The organism is Granulicella mallensis (assembly GCF_014203225.1).
In the GTDB taxonomy this organism is placed as follows: Bacteria; Acidobacteriota; Terriglobia; order Terriglobales; family Acidobacteriaceae; genus Granulicella; species Granulicella mallensis_A.
In genome coordinates, this window is sequence record NZ_JACHIO010000017.1 from 114,819 (window position 1) to 134,036 (window position 19,218).

The window sequence follows — 19,218 nt, forward strand, 5'->3', positions numbered from 1 at the left end:
GCCAACGGCCCGTCTCATACCAGCCTGGGGCAAAGTGAACCCAGGGTCGCCACGCAAAGCGTGGTGGCTCGGGGAGCGTCGCCCCAGGTTAGGCGCAGGAGAAGAAGTTGAGGGCTGTAAGCCCGACTCATCTGTGCAGGCACTATGAATCGGGCTTACAGCCCTCTGCTCTCTTGTGAACCCTGTACCTGGGGCTACGCTTGCAGCGAGCGAGAAACCGCTCGCTGCTGCGCTCCACCCCAGGCTGGTATGAAACGGGCCGTTGGCCCTAAAGATCAAAACTCTCTTCCCATCCAAGAGTTTTTCCGCAGCCTCTTCAGTCGTGCCCTTAACGAAACATGATTTGCAGCACTTTCTTCAACCATGCTCTTCCAGTTCTTGCCGCCACGAAGATTACGACCGATACAAAGAGAAAAGCCAGAATCCACCACGTCAATCGCGGCGAATCCTGGCTCTTCTCTCTGCGTGCTTTATCTCAAAATCTATTCTTTGATGGGTGAATCCAGTTCCCCCGGAAGCAAGCCCCGCTGTACACGGCTATTCTTCTGTCCGTAGGTGAAGTACACAACCAGTCCAATGGCCAGCCAGATCACCAGCCGTGCCCAGTTGACCCAGCCCAGCTTGATCATCATGTAGCCGTTGAAGAGCACACCCAGGGCAGGAATAAACGGAACCCACGGCGTGCGGAACGGTCTCGCCTTGTCCGGGTCCGTCCTGCGCAGCACGATGATCGAGATACATACGATCACGAACGCCAGCAGCGTTCCAATGTTCACCATCTTGCCGATATCGTCGATCGGCGTCAGAGCACCCACGACACCTGCAATCGTTCCCACCAGGAAGGTGTTCTTGAACGGCGTGCGGAACCTGGGATGAACCTCGGCGAAGAACTTCTTGGGCAACAAACCATCGTTCGCCATGGCATACAGCACGCGGGTCTGGCCCAGCATCATGACCAGCATCACGCTCGTCAATCCAGCCAGCGCGCCCGCCGTGATGATATCGCTCGCCCACGGCAATCCGCGGTCGAGGAACGCACGAGCAATCGGGGCCTCAATATTGACCTGCTGCCACGGCACCATGCCGGTAAGTACAGCCGCCACGCCGATGTACAGCAACGTGCAAAGAATCAGCGAGACGATGATGCCGATGGGCAGATCGCGCTGCGGATTCTTCGCCTCCTGAGCTGTCGTGGAGACCGCGTCGAAGCCGATATACGCAAAGAAGATGTACGCTGCGCCCGCGCCGATACCCGCAAATCCAAACGGCGCAAACGAGTGCCACGAGGTGCCCCAGTTTGCCGGGTGGACATAGTGTGAACCCAATCCCAGAACAAACAGGACCACCACGACCTTGATCACGACGATGAGGGAGTTGAATCTCGCCGACTCCTGGATGCCGATCGCCAGCACTGTCGTAACGACCATCGCAATCAGGAAGGCCGGCAGGTTCAGGCCGATCTCGCGGCCGAACAACACAGGAGCTCCAAGAAAGGCATGCGCTCTCGCCAGCATGTCGGCTGTCGGGGCAGCTTTCAGAGCACCGAGCTGCACGATGTACTCCTGCGTTCCCGGAACGAGTGAAGCATAGTTGGAGGCCATGACCTGCCGCCCGATGTTATCCACCGCCACGCCCAGCGCAGTCCAGTGGTCATAGGCCAGCCACAGCGGGAACCGGATATGGAAGATCTCCAGCATCTCGATGAAATGGTTGGACCAGCCCGAACTGACCGTGCTCGCGCCCATGGCGTATTCCAGCGTCAGGTCCCAGCCGATGATCCATGCGACCAGCTCTCCGAGCGTCGCATAGGCATAGGTGTAGGCCGATCCGGCCAGGGGAATCATGGCCGCAAACTCCGCATAGCAAAGTCCCGCGAAGGCGCACCCCAAACCGCTCAACACGAACGACAGCATCAGGCCGGGGCCGGCATAGTGGGCTCCCAGGCCCGCCAGCACAAAGATGCCCGCGCCGATGACAGCGCCGACACCGAGCGCCGTCAACTGAAATGGCCCGAGTGAGCGATTGAGGGTTCCCTCGCCCGTGGCTCCCGCCTCGGCCATCAGCACGTTCATGGATTTCTTCGCAAAAAGATTCGCCATCCGCCGTTCTATCTCCCGTATAACTCGTTATCTTCAGGCGGCCTTCGCGGCTCGCCTTGTCCAAATCCAATACACCGGCACACCGAGCAGCACCAGCAGCAGCCCGGGCCATGTGTACTGCGGCTTGTATCGCAACAGTACAACACAAATCCACAACGCCATGACGATGTACAGAGCCGGAAGCACAGGATAGCCAAACGCCCGGTAGGGCCGTGGGGCATCAGGGCGCGTCCGGCGAAGCCTGAACAGCCCCACGATCGTCAGCACATAAAACACCAGTACAGCAAAGATCACGTAATCGAGCAACTGCCCGTAGCTTCCACTCAGGCACAGGAGGCAGGTCCAGGCCCACTGAATCCAGAGCGAGTTCACCGGAGTCTTCGTCTTCTCGTCGAGCCTGCCGACGCTCTTGAAGAACAGCCCGTCCTGGCTCATGGCGTAGTACACCCGGGCGCCCGCCAGCAGCATTCCGTTCACGCAACCAAAGGTCGACACCAGGATCGCCGCCGCCATCAGCTTCGCGCCGATTCCGGCGAAGGCCGACTGCATTACTGCCGTGGCTACACGGTCCTCGGAGGCGAACTGGATTCCCCGCCCCGCCAGCGTCGTCGCGCTCGCCGAACCCACCATCGGGAGCACGCTGAGGAAGACGAAGTTGCAGAGGATATAGAGCAGCAGCACGACACCCGTCCCCAGCGCCAGGGACAGCGGCAGATTGCGCTTCGGGTTGCGGATCTCGCCCGCAGTAAAGGTCACATTATTCCAGGCGTCAGAGCTGAACAGAGACCCCACCTGCACGACCGCAATCACCGTAAAGATGCCGACATACTCAATCGGTCCGCCGACGCCGACCTGCACCGCATGCTGCGTATGCCAGCCCGCGTTCGCAAAGAAGGCGTGCCAGTTCGCGCCAAAGTTCGCGGCAATCGCAACGGCGTTCTTGGCGACGACACCGACCGCGATCACCCCCAGCAGCGCCAGCACCTTCGCGCTGGTAAAGATGTTCTGTACCGCCGCGCCCAGCTTCACGCCACGGGTATTGGTGAAGGTCAGCAGCGTAATCACAGCTATGGCGGCAAGATTTGCCGTGTTCAATCCAATGTTGCCGCTGCCGATGTGCAACAGCCAGCGGTTCTGGCTCACTCCCGGGAAGAACACGCCGAGGAACTTGCCGAACGCCACACCAACCGCCGCAATCGTTCCGGTCTGGATCACCAGGAACAGTGTCCAACCGTAGAGGAAGCCCCAGATCGGCCCCAGTCCTTCGCGCAGATAGACATACTGGCCGCCGGCCTTGGGCATCATGGCAGCGAGTTCGCCGTAGCTCAGGGCGCCGATCAGCGTCATTGCCGCCGTTACCAGCCACGCCGCAATCAACAGTGCGGGCGAGCCAAGTACGCGGCTCATGTCCGCCGGAACAATGAAGATGCCCGACCCGATCATCGAGCCCATCACGATGGCGGTAGCGGAAAAGAGCCCCATCCCCTGCACGAAGTTCGGAGCGGAAGAGGCGGCTACGGGAGTGTTTTCCCGACCAGCAGCGGCGCTTTTTGCCGATGCGGTGGAGAGGCTTGCGATGGTCCCAGCGTTGAATGACTCAGCTTTCACGTACCCCAAACCTACCGTAAAAACTCGAGAAAGTCTCTCGCTACTTTGCAAGGGCTCTCGCCACCGGAAAACAGGCCTCCGATGACCGCGATTGAATCCGCTCCGGCCTCGATCACAGCCCTTGCATTTTCGCGGTTAATCCCACCAATCGCCACGATGGGCTTTGCCGTCAGCGCTCGCGCTCGTCGTACTCCTTCGAGTCCCACCACCGGCTCGGCATCCAGCTTCGTCGAGGTCGCAAATACCGGCCCCACCGCGATGTAATCCGCCTCGCTCGCGTCCGCCACACGTACCTGCTCGTCGTTATGCGTCGAGACGCCGATCATGCGTCCCGCACCCAGAACGCGCCGCACCGCCGCCGGAGGGAGGTCGAGATGTCCCACATGCACGCCGTTCCAGCCGGCCAGTGCCGCGAGGTCTGCGCGATCATTCAGGATCAGCGTGGCCTCCACTCCCGCGAATACCGCTGCAATCTCCGCGGCGGTCTGCAGAATCTCTTGCGGGGTACCGGTCTTGTCGCGATATTGCAGGAGCGTCACCCCTGCATCGCGGAGTTCGCGTGCAAAGTCCGCGACGTGTACGCCGCGGGTGGTGAGGGTTTCTTTGTCGATGATGGGGTAGAGCGGGGTCATCTTACGGTCTGGCAAACGCCTTGCCTTTGCTTTTGCCTTTCTGGCTTGTCATTCCCGCAGGGAATCTGCTGTTGCTTTTGCCGTTGTCGTTGTTTTTCTGGCTTGTCATTCCGAGCGCAGCAAGGAACCTGCTTCCTCCCGTTTTTCGTTCATGCTGCCCAGAAAACCTGCAGGCAAAACTGCAAACACGTAGCCTGTGCCACCCCATAACAATGATGGCGGCACAGGCAAAGAACGGGAGGAAGCAGGTTCCTCGCTCCGCTCGGAATGACAACAAGAAAGGCAAGTGCAAAAGCGAAACAAGCAACAAATCTATTTCGCTTCTGCCTTCAACCGATCCTTCTCGCGCTCCAGGAACCGTTCCATGAACTTCGTATCGAACGCCCCCGAACGGAACTCCGCATCGGCAAAGATCTTCTCATGCAGAGGAATGGTCGTATGAATTCCCTGCACCACGAACTGGCTTAGCGCGCGCTGCATCTTGTTCATCGCCTCTTCGCGATCCTTGCCGTGGCAGATCAGCTTCGCGATCAGAGAGTCGTAGTACTGCGGCACGACGCCCTCGGCATACTGCGCCGTATCGACGCGCACACCGTTACCGCCGGGCACGTTGTAGACCGTGATCTTGCCAGGGCTCGGCGTGAACTTCTCCGGGTGCTCCGCGTTGATGCGGCACTCGATGGCGTGGCCGATGATCTCAGGCTGCTTCGGCACGATATCGCTGAGCTTCTCTCCCGATGCGATCCGCAACTGGGCCTTGACGAGGTCTACCCCCGTCACCATCTCGGTGACGCAGTGCTCCACCTGGATGCGCGTGTTCATCTCGATGAAGTAGATCTGGCCGTCCTCGTCCATCAGGAACTCGATGGTGCCCGCGTTCCAGTAGCCGATGTCCTTGAGCGACCGCTTGATGACCTTGCCCATCTCTTCGCGCTGCTTGGGCGTAATCTGCAGGCTTGGGGCCTCTTCGATCAGCTTCTGGTGCCGCCGCTGAATGGAGCACTCGCGCTCGCCCAGAGACATCACATTGCCATGCTCATCGGCCAGCACCTGGAACTCGATGTGCCGGGGCCGCTCGATAAACTTCTCCATGTACAGCTCGCCGTTGCCGAACGCATTGAGCGCCTCGGTCGAGGCCTGCTGATACAGCGCGGGCAGCTCCTCCTTGCTGCGGCAAATACGCATGCCGCGTCCGCCGCCGCCTGCAACGGCCTTCAGGATTACGGGATACTTGATTGACTGCGCCCACTCCAGCGCCTCGCCCTCGGTCGCAACGATGCCGTCCGAGCCGGGCAGAATCGGCACCTTGGCCTTCTTCATCGTCTGGCGCGCGGTGGACTTTTCGCCCATCATGCGCGTGACCTCCGGCGGAGGCCCGATGAACTTGATGTTCGAAGCGCGGCATACTTCAGCGAAGTTGGCGTTCTCGCTCAACAGACCATAGCCCGGGTGCACAGCGTCCGCGCCTGCAATCTCCGCCGCCGAGATGACCGCCGGCACATTGAGATAGCTGTCCGCCGACTTGGGCGGCCCGATGCAGATCGCCTCGTCGGCGAACCGCACGTGCAGGCTGTTGCGGTCGGCCTCCGAGTACACCGCCACCGTGCGGATGCCCATCTCCTTGCACGCGCTGATAACGCGCAATGCAATCTCTCCGCGATTTGCAATCAGTACCTTACGAATCATTCCATGCCCTTGGTCTTGTCGTTGCTTTTCTGGTTGTCGTTGTTCTCTTGCTTGTCATTCCCGCAGGGAATCTGCTTTTGCCCTTGCTTTGAAAGGGCGGGACTTCAGTCCCGCCGCCTACGTCACCACGGGAATGCGGCTTTAGCCGCTGAGGGAATATTTCCCTGGCTCAAGAATCCCTCAGCGGCTAAAGCCGTCCGCTGAAGTGCCTGTTTCCGTGTGGCCTGAAGGCCACACCTTTCAAAACAAGTCTTACTCATATTAGCCAGCCCTCAGTAAAACTGCCTCTGCAAGCACCTACCGCGCCTTGATCGCGAACAGCGGCTGCCCATACTCCACCGGCTGCCCAGGCTTGACCAACACCTTCACGATTTCGCCCGCAGCGTCAGACTCAATCTCATTCATCAGCTTCATCGCTTCGACGATGCAGAGAACCTTGCCTGCCTCGACCTGGTCTCCGACCTTTACAAAGACCTCGGCATCCGGAGAGGGAGCATCGTAGAACGTGCCGACGATGGGCGACTTCACGATATGCGCGCCCGCGTGCGGATCGACCTCAGCCGCAGGTACAACCGCGGCGGGGGCACTTGCGGCAGGAGCCGCGACCGCAGCCGGTGCCGGAGCACTACCGCGCTGGGCAGCCATCAGGGCGGCTAACTGCGCCATGTCAAAGCCCGCAGGAGTAGCAGCCGCTACCGGGGTCTCGCCCGCAAACTTCAACCCAACCTTCAGGTCCGGCCGCTCCATCTCGAACTCTTCGACACCGCTGGCCTTCAAAAACTCGACCAGCTCGCGCAATTCCTTCAGATCATTTCCGTCCATTCGTTTCAACTCCTCTACTTCAGTCTTAAATCTCTACTTTTACAACTCTATCCATGCTTTCGGGCTTGCCGCCGTCAGCACCTCGCCACCGGTTTGTGTCACCAGCACCATATCTTCAATGCGGATGCCAAACTCACCCGGCAGATAAACACCCGGCTCGATCGTCACAACCATCCCAGCCTCGAGCACCTGTTCCTGCTTCGCCGCCAGCCTCGGCCCCTCATGAATCTCCAGGCCGACGCCGTGGCCCGTCGAGTGCGAAAAAAACTTGTCCAGCTTCTCTCGCCGCAATACCGATCTCGCGGCCTCGTCGACCTCGCCGCAGCTTACGCCCGGAGCTACAGCCGCAACCGCGGCCTGTTGGGCTTCCAGCACCGAATGATACACGTCCCACTCGCGCTGGCTCGCCTTGCCGAGGTGCACAGTACGGGTCATATCCGAGCAATAACCGTCCAGCAACACCCCGAAATCCATCGTACAAAAGCCTCGGCGAGGCAGTTTGGCCGTGGTCGCACGGCCATGCGGCAACGCCGACCGCTCTCCACTGGCAATGATCGTCTCGAAGCTCATCGCCTCGGCCCCACCCATACGCGCCTTGAACTCCAGCGCCGCAGCCACCTCGGCCTCGGTCGCATCCGTTACGACGTGCTCCAGAACACCTTCGAAGAGGCTGCAACCGAGGTCCGCAGCGCGGCGTACCAACACCAGCTCGTCGGCATCCTTTACCTCGCGCAGCCGGGCGACAAGGCCTTCCACCGGAGCAAAAAAGGCACGGCGCAGCTTCACGGGCAAGGCTTTGCGAAGTTTTTCCAGGGCCGCCACGGTTGTCTGCGTCGCATCGAAGCCGCAGCGCTTTGCGCCCGAGACGGCAAGCCACTCCGCTGCCAGCGCCGTGGCGGGTTTCTGCTCGACGACGACACGAAGCCCGCTCACCTCGGCCTTGGCCTGTGTCTTGTAGCGGCCATCCGTAAAGAGGCAGGCCCGCCCGCCGGATAAGGCCAGCGCGCCGTTGGAGCCTGTAAATCCTGTCAGATAGCGAACATCTGGGGGGTGCGTCACCAGCAGGGCGTCCATCCCCGCTGTTGCCGCGATCCGCATCGCTGCTCGCCGTCTCTTGAGTTGATTCATTCTCTTCGATTCTACCCTTCCCCCTACCCACAACAGCAATGCCGCGTCTCAGTAATTGGTTGTTCCCAATCGACCCCGTTATCATGAACTATGGTTCATCGACCGGCGCGAATTCGACGCGCAGAAGCTCAGCGCATCACTCGCCGAAACTTCCTCATCGGCAGCGCCGCCGCAGGTCTCGGTGTGGCAACCTATGCCGGAACCCATGGCCGCCACCAGATCGAGTTCGTTCAGCGCAACATCCCCATCACGAAACTGCCCGACGCCTTTCAGGGCTTCCGCATCGTCCAGATCAGCGACATTCATCTGGAGGAGTACACCGAGGCCTACTTTCTCGAGGAGTTCGTCCGTCGCACCAATCTGCTCAAGCCTGATCTTGTCCTCCTGACCGGCGACTTCGTCAGTAAGGGCCCCCTCGATGTCTCGGTCGCTTACAACGCCGCCGGCATGTGCGCTGAGATTCTCACCGGCCTCACCTGCCCGCAGCGCTACGCTATTCTCGGCAACCATGACGTCTCCGTCAGCTCCGAGCGTGTCATCCAGGCACTCGAGGCCCATGGGACCCCCGTTCTTGTGGACAGCTACATCCCCATCGAGCGCGGCAAGGACCACTTCTGGCTCAGCGGCGCCTGCGACCCCGGCACCTCACACTGCTATCTCGAGATGGCCATCCCGCCGATGGCCGATGCGCCGGTCATCTTCATGGCCCATGAGCCTGACTTCGTCGAGACGGTCGTGCAGCACCCCCGCTTTCCCTCGATCGACCTGATGCTCTCCGGACACACCCACGGCGGACAGGTGCGCCTGCCCATCCTCGGCCCACTCATCCTGCCGCCGATGGGCAAGAAGTATGTCGAAGGCCTCTTTCACTTCGGGCATATGCAGCTCTACGTCAATCGCGGTGTCGGTACGGTAGGTCTGCCCTTCCGTCTGAACTGCCCCTCAGAGCTGACAGAATTGACTCTGGTGCGAGCCTGAGCCCTGACTCGAAGCACGTGGAAGGGCCAGGTTTTGCGATGTCGACCCTAGCAAAGTCCGGCTCTTTTCGTTTTCGTCAGTTCTTTGTCAGTTCTTTGTCAGCGACCGCGTTGAATCCGAATACACGCTACGCGAATCTATAGAATCAGCCTATGCCGTTCGCTAGTGTTCAAAAGGTCGCCGATGCAGATTTCCCCACACGCTGGGGACACTTCCGCATCCTTGGATTTGAAGGTCTCACATTGCCTGGCGACCCCTCGCGCAAGGCAGTCGAAAGCGCCGTCGCGCTCGTGATGGGCGATATCCACGCCGCACCGCCTCTCGTGCGTATCCACTCGCAATGCCTCACCGGGGATGTCTTCCACTCGCTCCGCTGCGACTGCCATGACCAACTCCACCTGGCACTCGGAAAGATCACCGAAGAGGGTTCGGGCATTCTGCTCTATGAGCAGCAGGAAGGCCGTGGAATCGGCCTGATGGCCAAGCTTCGCGCCTATGAGTTGCAGGACCAGGGACTGGACACCATCGAAGCCAACGAGCAGCTTGGGTTTGAAGCTGACTGCCGCCACTTCGAACTGCCCGCAGAGATCCTCAAATACCTGAAGGTTCCCGCGGTGCGACTGATGACAAACAACCCGGAGAAGATCGCGGCGATGGAAGCAGGAGGAGTCAAGGTTGTTGAACGGGTCTCTGCAGCCATCCCCAGCGAACCGACCTTCGCACGCTATCTGGAGACCAAGCGCGAGAGAATGGGACACCTGATCGTTTAAGGCGATTACGGCTGAAGGTAGAAGACGACGCTTTTGCCTTTCTTGCTTGTCATTCCGAGCGCAGCGAGCGAACCTGCTGTCTCCCGTTTTTTGCCAGAACTTCCGAAAAAGCTATGCGCTGGGATAAAGGTTGGCCTTCTAGTTCTGCCCAAAGTCTTTTGGGTGATTCGAACCGAAGAACGGGAGGAAGCAGGTTCACTCGCTCCGCTCGGAATGACAAGCAAGAAAAGCAAGAGCAAAGACAAAAAGCAACAGCTCCTACTCCCCCACCAATTCCAGCCCCTTCAAATTCTCACAGCTAATCGCCAGCACCTCATCGAACACCGCCAGCTTCGCGGGATCGATCCTCTGCCAGAGCTTGTGATGCGCCACCTCGGCAATCGCCCGTGCGTGCTGCAACATCTTCTCGCCCTTCTTTGTCAGGCGGGCCAGCAGCACGCGCTCATTCGCCGGGTTTTTCTCCCGTGTAATCCAGCCGTTCGCTTCCAGCTTCATCATCAACTGCTGCCCGGTCTGCGGAGTCACCGAGCAGATATCCGCCAGCTTCGCTCCCGAGATTCCGGGAGCGTCCTGCACCGCGCGCAATAGACGCAGTTGAGCCGCCGTAATGCCCAAAGGCTGCAGCTCCTGGTCCAGCAGGCTGCGAAACCCCAGCAGCACGCGCTTGACCTGCGTGATGCGCTCGAAGGGTTCCTTCCACTGCTGCATCGTCAATGCTTTTTTTCTCGGAGACTTCATATCAGCTTCCTGTTATTCTATATCAGCAAGCTGATATAGTGATTTTACAAGCATCGGCTCAGTAGCACTTACGCAATGCGGTTTCATTGAAAGAACACCGCTCAAACCCTTTTTATTCCGATACACCCGCTGCGAACCCTTCAATGGCATACGACTCCTCCTGGAAACCCAAATACAATCCCTGGGCCATCGCGCTCACGGTCACACTGGCGACCTTTATGGAGGTGCTCGACACCTCTATCGCCAATGTCGCCCTGCCGCACATCGCCGGCTCGCTCGGGGCCTCACAGGAAGAGGCCACCTGGATCCTGACCAGCTATCTCGTCTCCAGCGCGATCGTACTCCCCATCTCCGGATGGCTGTCCAATCGTTTCGGCCGCAAGCGCTACTATCTCACCTGCGTCGCCATCTTCACCATCTTCTCGTTCGTCTGCGGCATCGCGCCGTCGCTTCCCCTCCTGATCATCGCCCGCATCCTGCAGGGAGCCGGCGGCGGCGGACTGGCGTCGTCCGAACAGGCCATCCTGGCCGATACCTTCCCGGTTGAAAAACGCGGCCAGGCCTTCGCCGTCTATGGCATGGCGGTCGTCGTCGCCCCAGCGATCGGCCCTACGCTCGGCGGCTGGATCACCGATAACTTCAACTGGCACTGGATCTTCTTCATCAACATCCCCATCGGCATTCTCTCCATGTGGCTCAGCGCGCGCATGGTCGAAGATCCACCCTATCTGAAAGCACGCGTCAAGGAAGCCTCCAAGGCTCGCATCGACTTCACCGGCCTCGTCCTCGTCGCATCAGGCGTCGGCTGCCTGGAGTTCTTCCTCGACAAGGGCCAGGAGAAAGACTGGTTCGGCGATCCCATGATCACCGCCGTCGCCTGCCTCGCCGCCGTACTGCTCGTCATCTTCATCTTCTGGGAGTGGCACCACGAAGACCCCATCGTCGACCTCAAGCTGCTCAAGAATCGCAACTTCGGCACCGCGGTCTTTCTGCAGCTCGTCCTCGGCATGGTTCTCTTTGGCTCGACTGTCCTGATACCGCAGTACCTGCAGACGCTTCTGGGCTACAGCGCCGAACGCGCCGGCATGGTTCTCTCTCCCGGCGGCTTTGTCCTTATGGCGATGATGATGGTCGCCGGCAGGTTGGTCAGCAAGTTCGACCCACGCATGCTCGTCTGCATCGGCTATGGCCTCACCGCCGCAGGACTCTACAACCTCACGCGCCTCTCGCTCGACAGCAGCTTCGGCACCATCACGCTCTGGCGTGCTCTGCAGGTCGTCGGTCTGCCGCTGGTCTTCATCCCGATCAGCACCTTGAACTACGTCGGCGTACCGGCTTCGAAGAGCAACCAGATCTCGAGTCTCTCGAACTTCGCCCGCAACCTTGGCGGCAGCGCCGGTACGGCATTGCTGACGACGTTCCTCGCGCGCACTGCGCAGACTCACCAGACACAGCTCGCCGCCAATACCGGCCCGGGAAACATCGGCTATCAGAGCTACATTGCCACGATTACCGCTGCCGCCAGGGCCCATGGTATGAGCGCCCTCGGAGCCGCGCAGTACGCGGTCGGCAGCTCCTATCAGGAGATGCTTCGCCAGGCCTCCATGCTGAGCTACAAGAACGCCTTTGCCGTCCTCGCGGCTGCCATCGCCTTGCTGATGCCTCTGCCCTTCCTCATGCGCCTGCCGTCCAAAGCGGCAAAGCCTTCACCAGAGGCGGCGGCACACTAGCGTGATGAGTCTTAATCGCCAAAGGACGGGTTTTCAGGACAGCACGAAGCGCCACCCGTGACGCTTTAGCGTCGCGGGTCGGAGGGAGCCGTGGCCTTTAGGCCACGGAATCAAGGGCAGGCGAGAATCGGGCTTTAGCCCCGGGCCTTTTGTGTGCAGCCGAAAGAATGCCCGGGCCTAAAGGCCACATCTTTGCTAAACCTCTATTTCCGTAGCCTAAAGGCTACGGCTCCCTCCGACCCGCGATGCTGAAGCATCAGGGAACGCGTTTCGCGCAGTGATGAATGGGCAATCATTCTGCAACGAGCCAAAGACTTACCAAACTAAGCCCGCAAGACCTTCACCGTCGTCACCATCTGCCCCACATGCCGTTGGGTGTGCTCCGCACAGTGGATGAGCAGCCCCACGACAGTCGTGGGCAACAGCTTCCTGCCAACGCCGCGCGGCTCCGTAAACTGCTCCGGCGCAAAGGCTCGAACACGCTCCATCGCACGCTGCAGCTCTGAACGAAACTCCGCGTGCACATCCGCCGCCGTGCCGATAGGAGCCAGCTCCGAGCGCAATCCCATCCGCTGCACATCGGTAAGCTGGCGACCTTCGGCATAGGTCAACAGACGGTCCAAGGACCGCACGATATGCCGCATCTGGAAAGCCACCGACGGCAGGTTCGCGGGCCGGGCAAACATCTCTTCCTCGCTTAGATCGCTACACCAGCGCGCGGCATCCTCGCCGGCCAACTCCAACGCATGCAATACCGCACGGCGCACGGGCTCAACCTCGGGGAGCGTTCCGCGCAGCCACGGCTCTGGCCCGCGACTCGCAACTCGATTCTCGGGACTCGCAGCCAACTCCCCACCTGCATCGTTATCCGCCATCACAACCCTTTCCGCGTGCGAAACTCCCGCACGACATCCCCAGCATCTCGATGCTGCGACTCGACCGCAAGATTCATCGCGCGCATCTCGTCGGCATTCACCTTGCCCGCCAACCTCTGCATCGCGATACCGATCTGTGGCCATCGCTTGAGCGAATCTTCCCGCACCAGCGGCACAGCCTCATACGGAGGAAAGTAATGGCGATCGTCCTCCAGTGCCACGAAGTCCAGCGCCTTAATCGCACCATCGGTCGAGTTCCCTGCCACGATATCCACCTGATGCGCTGCGAGAGACCGATAGAGCAAACCTAACTCCATGGTGCGCGGTTCGCCCACAAAGTGCAGGCCGTACGCCGCATTCAAGCCAGCCAGGCCATCGGGCCGCTCGGCAAACTCATACCCCACGCCCAGTCTCCACTGCGGAGCGAGCTTTGCCACAGCGGAGATCGTCTTCAATCCCAGCCTGCGCGCATCGTCTCCACGCACGACCATAGCAAACGTGTCCTCAAAGCCCAGTCCCGGCCCTGCGCGCACCTGATAGAGCTGTTCATACAGCCGTGCTATGGTGGCATCGACCTTTGCGGAATCCCGCTCCAGGGGTTGCTTGAGAATCGCCGTCAGCGCCGTGCCGGTGTACTCGACATAGCCATCGATACGATTTGACACCAAAGCCTGCTGGCACAGATAGCTTCCCGCAAGCCAGAACCGGCGCTCGACCTTGCCGCCGCCCGCAGCCTCGATCTCCTGCGCAAGAAGTTCGCCCAGCACCACCTGCTCGGTGAAGTTCTTCGCTCCGATCACGATGTGCGACGAGCGGGGCGGAGCGCAGGCAACAAGGCATGTCGTAAAAGCCAGGAGCAAAAGAGCACGCGCTATACGAGTCAGTTTCAATAAGCCCAACCTTTGCCTTTGCTTTTCTTGCTCGTCATTCCCGCAAGGAAGCTGCTTTCCTCTGAAGAGGCAGTACTTCAGTCACGCCGTCTAATATTCTTAGGCACCTAATCAAACGTTGCCCATGCTCCATTCGTCCGTCTCAGCAGCGTAGCCGAAATCACATGATCGCTCGTGCTCACAATCTTCGTCGCCCGTCCTTTGATCTCCCGCAAGCCATCGGCAGAACCCGCTCCCGTAAAGAGCAGCACGTCACGAGCGGGCACAACCGCCACAAGATCGCCCTCCACCTCTTCGCGCACCTGATCCCAAAAGGTATCCAACAACAGAATGCTGGCCTCGTATGTCCCACCCGCCGAGACCATAGACCAGAGGCCGCCATCGTGACATTCAATGTTGGCCAGCATCCCCCTGAGGTTCTCCACCGCAAGCTGGCGCAGGCCGCTCATATCCAGCCCAAGTTTCTTAAACTCGCTCTGGCTCAAGGTCGCCGTGCGGTCCGGCCAATCCACGGCGTACACCACAAAAAGATCGGCTACCAGATGTTCCGACACGAGACTGTTGGGCTTGTTCTCAAAGACGGCGAAGTACTCGGAGTCCTTGACCAGAGGAATGATCTGCTCGCGCGTAATGGCCTGCTCCGGCTGCATGGAACTGCCCAAGGCCTTGAGATACTGCTCGATCACCTCGGCACGCGATTCAGGATTGCGCGAGTAGGCGATCCAGAGGTTCTGAAGATAGCTCTGCATCTCCCCGCCGCCTGGCTTCTGAAACGAAAGAACGTCAGTGTGAACAAACTTCATGTCGCTGACGCCAAGGCGTTCCTCCAGCAGCTTGGAGTACAGCAGAAACAACCCATCCCGGCTGCAGGGCTGCTGCACCATCCTCTCCAGCATCGAGATCTGCGACTCGTATAGCTGCGGCGCGGCAACAGGCTCCAGTTCAGCACTCGCTTTCTTCGATCGATCCTTTCCAAACGGCCACCAACTCATCGCCTGACCGCCAATCTTTTCTCTAGCAGCCCCAGCACCCCATCCGCGCACAGCGCCAGCAGCGCCGCCGGAACCGCTCCCGCCAGGACCAGACCATTATCGACCGAGGCCACGCCACGGAAGATTAACTCTCCCAGCCCACCCGCCCCGATCGCCGCTGCAATCGTCGCGACGCCGACGCAGGTTACAGTCGCCGTCCGCAGGCCCGCCAGGATGACGCTCGCAGCCAGCGGGAGTTCCACCTTCACCAGCCGTTGCAGGCCTTTCATCCCGAGCGCGTTGGAGACATCGATCAAAGCCGGGTCGACGCTGAGAATTCCCGCATAGGTATTGCGCAGAATCGGCAGCAGCGCATAGCCGATCAGTGCAACGATGGCCAGCCTCGCCGCCCGGTCTCCCAGGAAGGGTACCGGCAACAGCAGCCCAAACAGAGCCAGGCTGGGGATCGTCTGCAGGATATTGGCTACCGCCAGCACAGGCCTTGCCAGCCGCTGTTGCCGCGTCAACAAAATGCCCAGAGGCAGACCAATCAACGACGCAAACAACATCGCGCTAGCGGTAAGCCACAGGTGCTCGAAGGTGAGCCGCGCGATCTGGCTGCCGTAGCGATGCAGGAATGCGCTCATGCCGCACCTCCACGATGCGTTGCCGCAACGTAAGCGCGCATCGCCTCATTCTGCGACTCACGCACCTCGTGCGCCGCAAGGTTTGCGACGATGCGCCCCGCCTCCAGTAATACGACACGGTCAGCGAGATACAGCGCCTCTTCCAGATCGTGCGTCACGATCAATGTCGTCTTGCCCACACGCTGCAGCAGGTCACGGAGCATCGTCTGCATCTCCGCGCGAGTCAGAGGGTCGAGAGCGCCGAACGGCTCGTCCATCAGCAGCACTTCAGGGTCGGACGCCAGGGCTCTCGCCAGGCCAACCCGCTGCCGCTGTCCGCCGCTCAACTGCCACGGAAAACGCTTCGCCATCTCCTCCGGCAAGCCGACAAGCTGCAGCATCTCGGCAGCACGGGCGGCGATCTCGGCTTTAGGCTTCCCTGACAGTTCCAGAGCCATCCCCACATTGCGCTCGATGCTCATGTGCGGAAACAGCCCCGACTCCTGGATGACATAACCGATGCCGCGCCTCAGCGCGATCACATCGGTCTTGGAGACATCTTGCCCGCCCACCAGCACGCGTCCGGAGGTCGGCCGCACCAGCGCATTTACCGTGCGCAGCAGCGTCGTCTTGCCGGAGCCGCTGCGGCCCAGCAAGGCAGTGGTAGTGCCGGGCTCAACCCGCAGGGAGATGTCGCTTAAAAGCTGACGGCCACCCTCAACCGTAAAGCTCACCTGCGCGAACTCCACATCCTGGGTAGCCATAGAAGATTCCGTTAGGGATAAAACGAACTTCTGTTTTCGTCGTCATCCTGGGCCAACCGCGAAGGACCCCCGCATTTGGTGGTGGCACCAATGCGGGGGTCCTTCGGCTACGCCTCAGGATGACGGCGAAAAACAAACTTCCCTCCGGTTACCCTCAGGAAGAAAAGTGCTAACCTTCGACCGCAGCCTCGGGCGTGTTCTCTGCACCACCCTGCGACTGTCCTGCCGCAGGTTCAAGTGTTGCTGAGGGAGCAGCGCCCTTTACGCGCACCACCGTGATCTTGTCGAAGCCTTCCTTGAAGACCGGCGGCCGCAGCCGTTCGGCCATCTTGTGCATAACCTCGTCGGTTACCTGGCGCTCGCGCTTCGAGTTGCGCTCCAGGCAAACCGCCAGCGGCACGTCGAAGAACACCGCCTGCACCTCATAACCAAAGCTCTTGGCCATCTTGATCCACTGACGGCGCTCGTGCGGGCTAAGGTTGGTGGCGTCGACGTAGTTCCACGGCATCTTGGCGATCAGCCGCGCTCGCAGCAGGCTGCGCAGTGTGCTGAAGACCAGCCCCTGGTAGCGCTGATCCGTGATGTCGTCGAACAGGATATTCCGCAGCATGTCGCTCGAAAGCGGGGTGACGCCGCGGCGCTTGTACCAGGTCGTCTTACCCGATCCGGGCAACCCGATCGTCAGCACGACGTAGCCGCGCGGCGACTTCGCCGGCACAGCCACAGGCTCGGCAGGCGGAGTCGCGAGCGACTCCGGCTGCGTCTCGTGGACGATCTGCGGGACGGTGGGGGTTTCTACCTGGGGTTCTGGCTGAGCTTCGTGCTGAGGCTCCAAAACCGCTTGCTCCTGCACAGGCACAGCTTCGACCTGTGGCTCAGGAACATCGGGTTCGGCCTTCGCCGTCGGCTCAGGATATGAGGGGCGCAGGGGTGCCTGCTGGTTCGCAGGGAGCTCCTGCCCTATCTTGCCCGTGGACTCCGAATCATTCGGTCCACGCTTCGAACGTCTTCTCATGAGTTTCTCGCGCAACCATTCGCGCATAGCTGGTTTGTAACACACGCGTTCCCTATGCCGCAAAGGCCAGGGGACAGGGGACAGAGATCAGGGCCCAGGGATTAGGGATTAGAACCGTGCGTTTAGCCGGAATCGAGAGGGTGTAAGTCCGTTTTCTAATCCCTGTGCCCTGGGCCCTAATCCCTGGGCCTGCGCCCTGGCCCCTGACCTCGGTTTGCCCCCACCCCTCCCCTTTGGTAGCCTCAAAGAACTGAGGCGCGGGCCGTTCGACGTGCTTCCCAAGGGCGCAACGCCCCCTGCAAACCAGAAGAAGAGGTCACACGAGCACATGGCAGTCAAGGTTGGAATCAACGGCTTCGGCCGCATCGGACGCAACGTCTTCCGCACCGCACTGGGCAATCCCGACATCGAATTCGTCGCCGTCAACGACCTCACCACCCCCGCGACGCTCGCGCACCTGCTCAAGTACGACTCCATCCTCGGCAACCTGAAGAACGAGATCTCGCACACCGAAGACTCGATCATCATCGACGGCAAAGCCCTCAAGGTCTTCGCCGAGCGCGACCCCGCGAAGCTCGACTGGGCCTCGGTTGGCGCTGAAGTCGTCGTCGAGTCCACCGGCTTCTTCACCGACGCCGAGAAGGCCAAGGCCCACCTCGGCAGCACGGTCAAGAAGGTCATCATCTCCGCGCCCGCCAGCAACGAGGACATCACCATCGTGCTCGGCGTCAACGAAGATAAGTACGATGCCGCAAAGCACCACGTGATCTCCAACGCGAGCTGCACGACCAACTGCCTCGCGCCGATCGTCAAGGTTCTCCACGACACCTTCACGATCCAGTCGGGCATCATGACCACGATCCACAGCTACACCAACGACCAGGTCATCCTCGACACGCCGCACAAGGACCTGCGCCGCGCCCGCGCTGCTGCGCTCTCGATGATTCCCTCGTCGACCGGTGCTGCCAAGGCCCTGCGGCTCGTGATCCCGGAGATGGACGGCAAGCTCGACGGCTTCTCCATGCGCGTACCGACACCGAACGTCTCCGTGGTCGACCTTACGTTCGTAACCGAGAAGCCCCTCGACGTGAAGAGCGTCAATGCAGCCCTGAAGACCGCCAGCGAAGGCGCGCTGAAGGGCATCCTGGGCTACACCACGGAAGAACTGGTCTCCACTGACTTCCGCGGTAACTCACTCTCGAGCATCGTCGACTCCAAGCTGACCAAGGTGATCGGTAACACCGGCAAGGTCATCAGCTGGTATGACAACGAGTGGGGCTACTCCTCGCGCGTCAAGGACCTGATTTTGTTCCTGGTGAAGAAGGGTCTGTAAGCTGTAAATTAGCCATCAGATGAATGAACGGGGCAGCCTCAAGGCTGCCCCGTTTTCCTTTTGGTCTCCCTCAAACCCGTCATGCTGAGCGGAATAGATCGCGTACTTTGCAAGCTATGAAATCAAAGCCTCCCGGGAGGTGTCAAAACGGCACATACCGCACGCACTTTTCTCCATGAATGCCTGTTCCACCAGTAAGCTTGAGGAGAGGCATGCCGATGGACAAAGACTTCATTCCCGATACACGCACCGAGGAAGAAAAGAACGCCAGCATCTTCTACTGGCTAAGCAAGACAGTCGATGAACTCCATGCCGAGATGTGGCGGCTCAGCGTTGAAAGATACGGCGCTCCACAAGCCAACTTACGTGACGGCCCACTGCGGAAGTATCGACGCAACACAGACGGCACAAAAACTCTTATTAGGGCGTGTTCACACTATTGGCTAGACTTCTGTTAGCCTGTTCGTACCGATGGAACTGACAGAGGCGCAGTATGAACGGATCAAGGAAGCGTTGCCTGTGCAGCGTGGGAACGTGAGCCTGAGCAACCTCC

Annotated in this window: 18 protein-coding genes; 5 read left to right on the plus strand and 13 right to left on the minus strand. The window is 60.2% G+C overall.

What is annotated here, in order from left to right; genetic code table 11:
• Positions 1-482: 482 nt before the first annotated feature.
• The 6 genes from HDF15_RS18810 to HDF15_RS18835 form a co-directional block, all read right to left on the minus strand.
• On the minus strand, positions 483-2,099 hold the full coding sequence (locus tag HDF15_RS18810; RefSeq protein ID WP_184258307.1) for an amino acid permease: 1,617 nt from the start codon (positions 2,097-2,099) through the stop codon (positions 483-485).
• Between the two features lie 33 nt (positions 2,100-2,132).
• A complete protein-coding gene (locus HDF15_RS18815; protein WP_221314514.1) occupies positions 2,133-3,581 on the minus strand; it encodes an APC family permease in 1,449 nt (482 codons plus the stop codon).
• A gap of 137 nt (positions 3,582-3,718) precedes the next feature.
• Positions 3,719-4,354 carry a thiamine phosphate synthase gene (thiE, locus tag HDF15_RS18820; protein WP_260331178.1) on the minus strand — a complete coding sequence of 212 codons (636 nt, stop codon included), beginning with the start codon at positions 4,352-4,354 and terminating at the stop codon, positions 3,719-3,721.
• 297 nt (positions 4,355-4,651) lie between these two features.
• Positions 4,652-6,025, minus strand: a complete 1,374-nt coding sequence (gene accC, locus HDF15_RS18825; protein ID WP_184258311.1) for an acetyl-CoA carboxylase biotin carboxylase subunit — start codon at positions 6,023-6,025, stop codon at positions 4,652-4,654.
• A gap of 297 nt (positions 6,026-6,322) precedes the next feature.
• Positions 6,323-6,847: an acetyl-CoA carboxylase biotin carboxyl carrier protein gene (accB, locus tag HDF15_RS18830; RefSeq protein ID WP_184258313.1), complete on the minus strand. Its 525-nt coding sequence runs from the start codon at positions 6,845-6,847 to the stop codon at positions 6,323-6,325.
• 39 nt (positions 6,848-6,886) lie between these two features.
• Positions 6,887-7,975, minus strand: a complete 1,089-nt coding sequence (locus tag HDF15_RS18835) for a Xaa-Pro peptidase family protein (RefSeq protein WP_260331179.1) — start codon at positions 7,973-7,975, stop codon at positions 6,887-6,889.
• A gap of 90 nt (positions 7,976-8,065) precedes the next feature.
• On the opposite strand from HDF15_RS18835, the gene HDF15_RS18840 reads away from it, so the two are divergent.
• Together HDF15_RS18840 and ribA are read left to right on the plus strand one after the other, a co-directional pair.
• A complete protein-coding gene (locus tag HDF15_RS18840; protein WP_184258315.1) occupies positions 8,066-8,953 on the plus strand; it encodes a metallophosphoesterase in 888 nt (295 codons plus the stop codon).
• 152 nt (positions 8,954-9,105) lie between these two features.
• The gene (ribA, locus tag HDF15_RS18845) at positions 9,106-9,723 is read left to right on the plus strand and encodes a GTP cyclohydrolase II (protein ID WP_014264779.1); all 618 of its coding nucleotides are present in this window, start codon (positions 9,106-9,108) and stop codon (positions 9,721-9,723) included.
• A 258-nt stretch (positions 9,724-9,981) separates the two neighbouring features.
• On the opposite strand, the gene HDF15_RS18850 is transcribed toward ribA, so the two are convergent.
• On the minus strand, positions 9,982-10,461 hold the full coding sequence (locus HDF15_RS18850) for a MarR family winged helix-turn-helix transcriptional regulator (protein ID WP_184258317.1): 480 nt from the start codon (positions 10,459-10,461) through the stop codon (positions 9,982-9,984).
• Between the two features lie 143 nt (positions 10,462-10,604).
• Between HDF15_RS18850 and HDF15_RS18855 the strand changes: the two genes are divergently transcribed.
• Positions 10,605-12,191 carry a DHA2 family efflux MFS transporter permease subunit gene (locus tag HDF15_RS18855; protein ID WP_184258319.1) on the plus strand — a complete coding sequence of 529 codons (1,587 nt, stop codon included), beginning with the start codon at positions 10,605-10,607 and terminating at the stop codon, positions 12,189-12,191.
• Positions 12,192-12,514: 323 nt separating this feature from the next.
• Here HDF15_RS18855 and HDF15_RS18860 read toward each other — a convergent pair whose 3' ends face one another.
• The 6 genes from HDF15_RS18860 to HDF15_RS18885 all read right to left on the minus strand — a co-directional run bounded on the left by HDF15_RS18860 (position 12,515) and on the right by HDF15_RS18885 (position 17,332).
• Positions 12,515-13,066: a DinB family protein gene (locus HDF15_RS18860; protein WP_184258321.1), complete on the minus strand. Its 552-nt coding sequence runs from the start codon at positions 13,064-13,066 to the stop codon at positions 12,515-12,517.
• Positions 13,066-13,956 (minus strand): glycine betaine ABC transporter substrate-binding protein, encoded by an 891-nt coding sequence (locus HDF15_RS18865; protein ID WP_184258323.1) that lies wholly within the window; start codon positions 13,954-13,956, stop codon positions 13,066-13,068. Before HDF15_RS18865 ends, HDF15_RS18860 begins: the two co-directional genes overlap by 1 nt.
• A 107-nt stretch (positions 13,957-14,063) precedes the next feature.
• On the minus strand, positions 14,064-14,948 hold the full coding sequence (locus tag HDF15_RS18870) for a DUF1444 family protein (protein WP_184258325.1): 885 nt from the start codon (positions 14,946-14,948) through the stop codon (positions 14,064-14,066).
• Positions 14,945-15,574, minus strand: a complete 630-nt coding sequence (locus tag HDF15_RS18875; RefSeq protein WP_184258327.1) for an ABC transporter permease — start codon at positions 15,572-15,574, stop codon at positions 14,945-14,947. The genes HDF15_RS18870 and HDF15_RS18875 overlap by 4 nt, the downstream gene beginning before the upstream one ends.
• A complete protein-coding gene (locus tag HDF15_RS18880) occupies positions 15,571-16,317 on the minus strand; it encodes an ATP-binding cassette domain-containing protein (RefSeq protein WP_184258329.1) in 747 nt (248 codons plus the stop codon). Before HDF15_RS18880 ends, HDF15_RS18875 begins: the two co-directional genes overlap by 4 nt.
• Positions 16,318-16,486: 169 nt before the next feature.
• Positions 16,487-17,332, minus strand: a complete 846-nt coding sequence (locus HDF15_RS18885; RefSeq protein WP_184258331.1) for an ATP-binding protein — start codon at positions 17,330-17,332, stop codon at positions 16,487-16,489.
• A gap of 328 nt (positions 17,333-17,660) precedes the next feature.
• On the opposite strand from HDF15_RS18885, the gene gap reads away from it, so the two are divergent.
• A complete protein-coding gene (gene gap / locus HDF15_RS18890) occupies positions 17,661-18,665 on the plus strand; it encodes a type I glyceraldehyde-3-phosphate dehydrogenase (RefSeq protein WP_184258333.1) in 1,005 nt (334 codons plus the stop codon).
• A gap of 212 nt (positions 18,666-18,877) precedes the next feature.
• On the plus strand, positions 18,878-19,123 hold the full coding sequence (locus HDF15_RS18895; RefSeq protein ID WP_184258335.1) for a hypothetical protein: 246 nt from the start codon (positions 18,878-18,880) through the stop codon (positions 19,121-19,123).
• Positions 19,124-19,218: the final 95 nt, after the last annotated feature.

Excerpts from the sequence above, each read along its gene's own strand:
- HDF15_RS18815 (WP_221314514.1), bottom strand. The coding sequence starts at position 3,581 with ATGGGGCTCTTTTCCGCTACCGCCATCGTGATGGGCTCGATGATCGGG.
- HDF15_RS18855 (WP_184258319.1), top strand. The coding sequence starts at position 10,605 with ATGGCATACGACTCCTCCTGGAAACCCAAATACAATCCCTGGGCCATC.
- HDF15_RS18860 (WP_184258321.1), bottom strand. The coding sequence starts at position 13,066 with ATGGCGGATAACGATGCAGGTGGGGAGTTGGCTGCGAGTCCCGAGAAT.
- HDF15_RS18880 (WP_184258329.1), bottom strand. The coding sequence starts at position 16,317 with ATGGCTACCCAGGATGTGGAGTTCGCGCAGGTGAGCTTTACGGTTGAG.
- HDF15_RS18870 (WP_184258325.1), bottom strand. The coding sequence starts at position 14,948 with ATGAGTTGGTGGCCGTTTGGAAAGGATCGATCGAAGAAAGCGAGTGCT.
- HDF15_RS18875 (WP_184258327.1), bottom strand. The coding sequence starts at position 15,574 with ATGAGCGCATTCCTGCATCGCTACGGCAGCCAGATCGCGCGGCTCACC.
- HDF15_RS18835 (WP_260331179.1), bottom strand. The coding sequence starts at position 7,975 with ATGAATCAACTCAAGAGACGGCGAGCAGCGATGCGGATCGCGGCAACA.
- HDF15_RS18895 (WP_184258335.1), top strand. The coding sequence starts at position 18,878 with ATGCCGATGGACAAAGACTTCATTCCCGATACACGCACCGAGGAAGAA.
- HDF15_RS18840 (WP_184258315.1), top strand. The coding sequence starts at position 8,066 with ATGGTTCATCGACCGGCGCGAATTCGACGCGCAGAAGCTCAGCGCATC.
- HDF15_RS18885 (WP_184258331.1), bottom strand. The coding sequence starts at position 17,332 with ATGAGAAGACGTTCGAAGCGTGGACCGAATGATTCGGAGTCCACGGGC.
- HDF15_RS18810 (WP_184258307.1), bottom strand. The coding sequence starts at position 2,099 with ATGGCGAATCTTTTTGCGAAGAAATCCATGAACGTGCTGATGGCCGAG.
- accB (WP_184258313.1), bottom strand. The coding sequence starts at position 6,847 with ATGGACGGAAATGATCTGAAGGAATTGCGCGAGCTGGTCGAGTTTTTG.
- gap (WP_184258333.1), top strand. The coding sequence starts at position 17,661 with ATGGCAGTCAAGGTTGGAATCAACGGCTTCGGCCGCATCGGACGCAAC.
- HDF15_RS18850 (WP_184258317.1), bottom strand. The coding sequence starts at position 10,461 with ATGAAGTCTCCGAGAAAAAAAGCATTGACGATGCAGCAGTGGAAGGAA.
- ribA (WP_014264779.1), top strand. The coding sequence starts at position 9,106 with ATGCCGTTCGCTAGTGTTCAAAAGGTCGCCGATGCAGATTTCCCCACA.
- accC (WP_184258311.1), bottom strand. The coding sequence starts at position 6,025 with ATGATTCGTAAGGTACTGATTGCAAATCGCGGAGAGATTGCATTGCGC.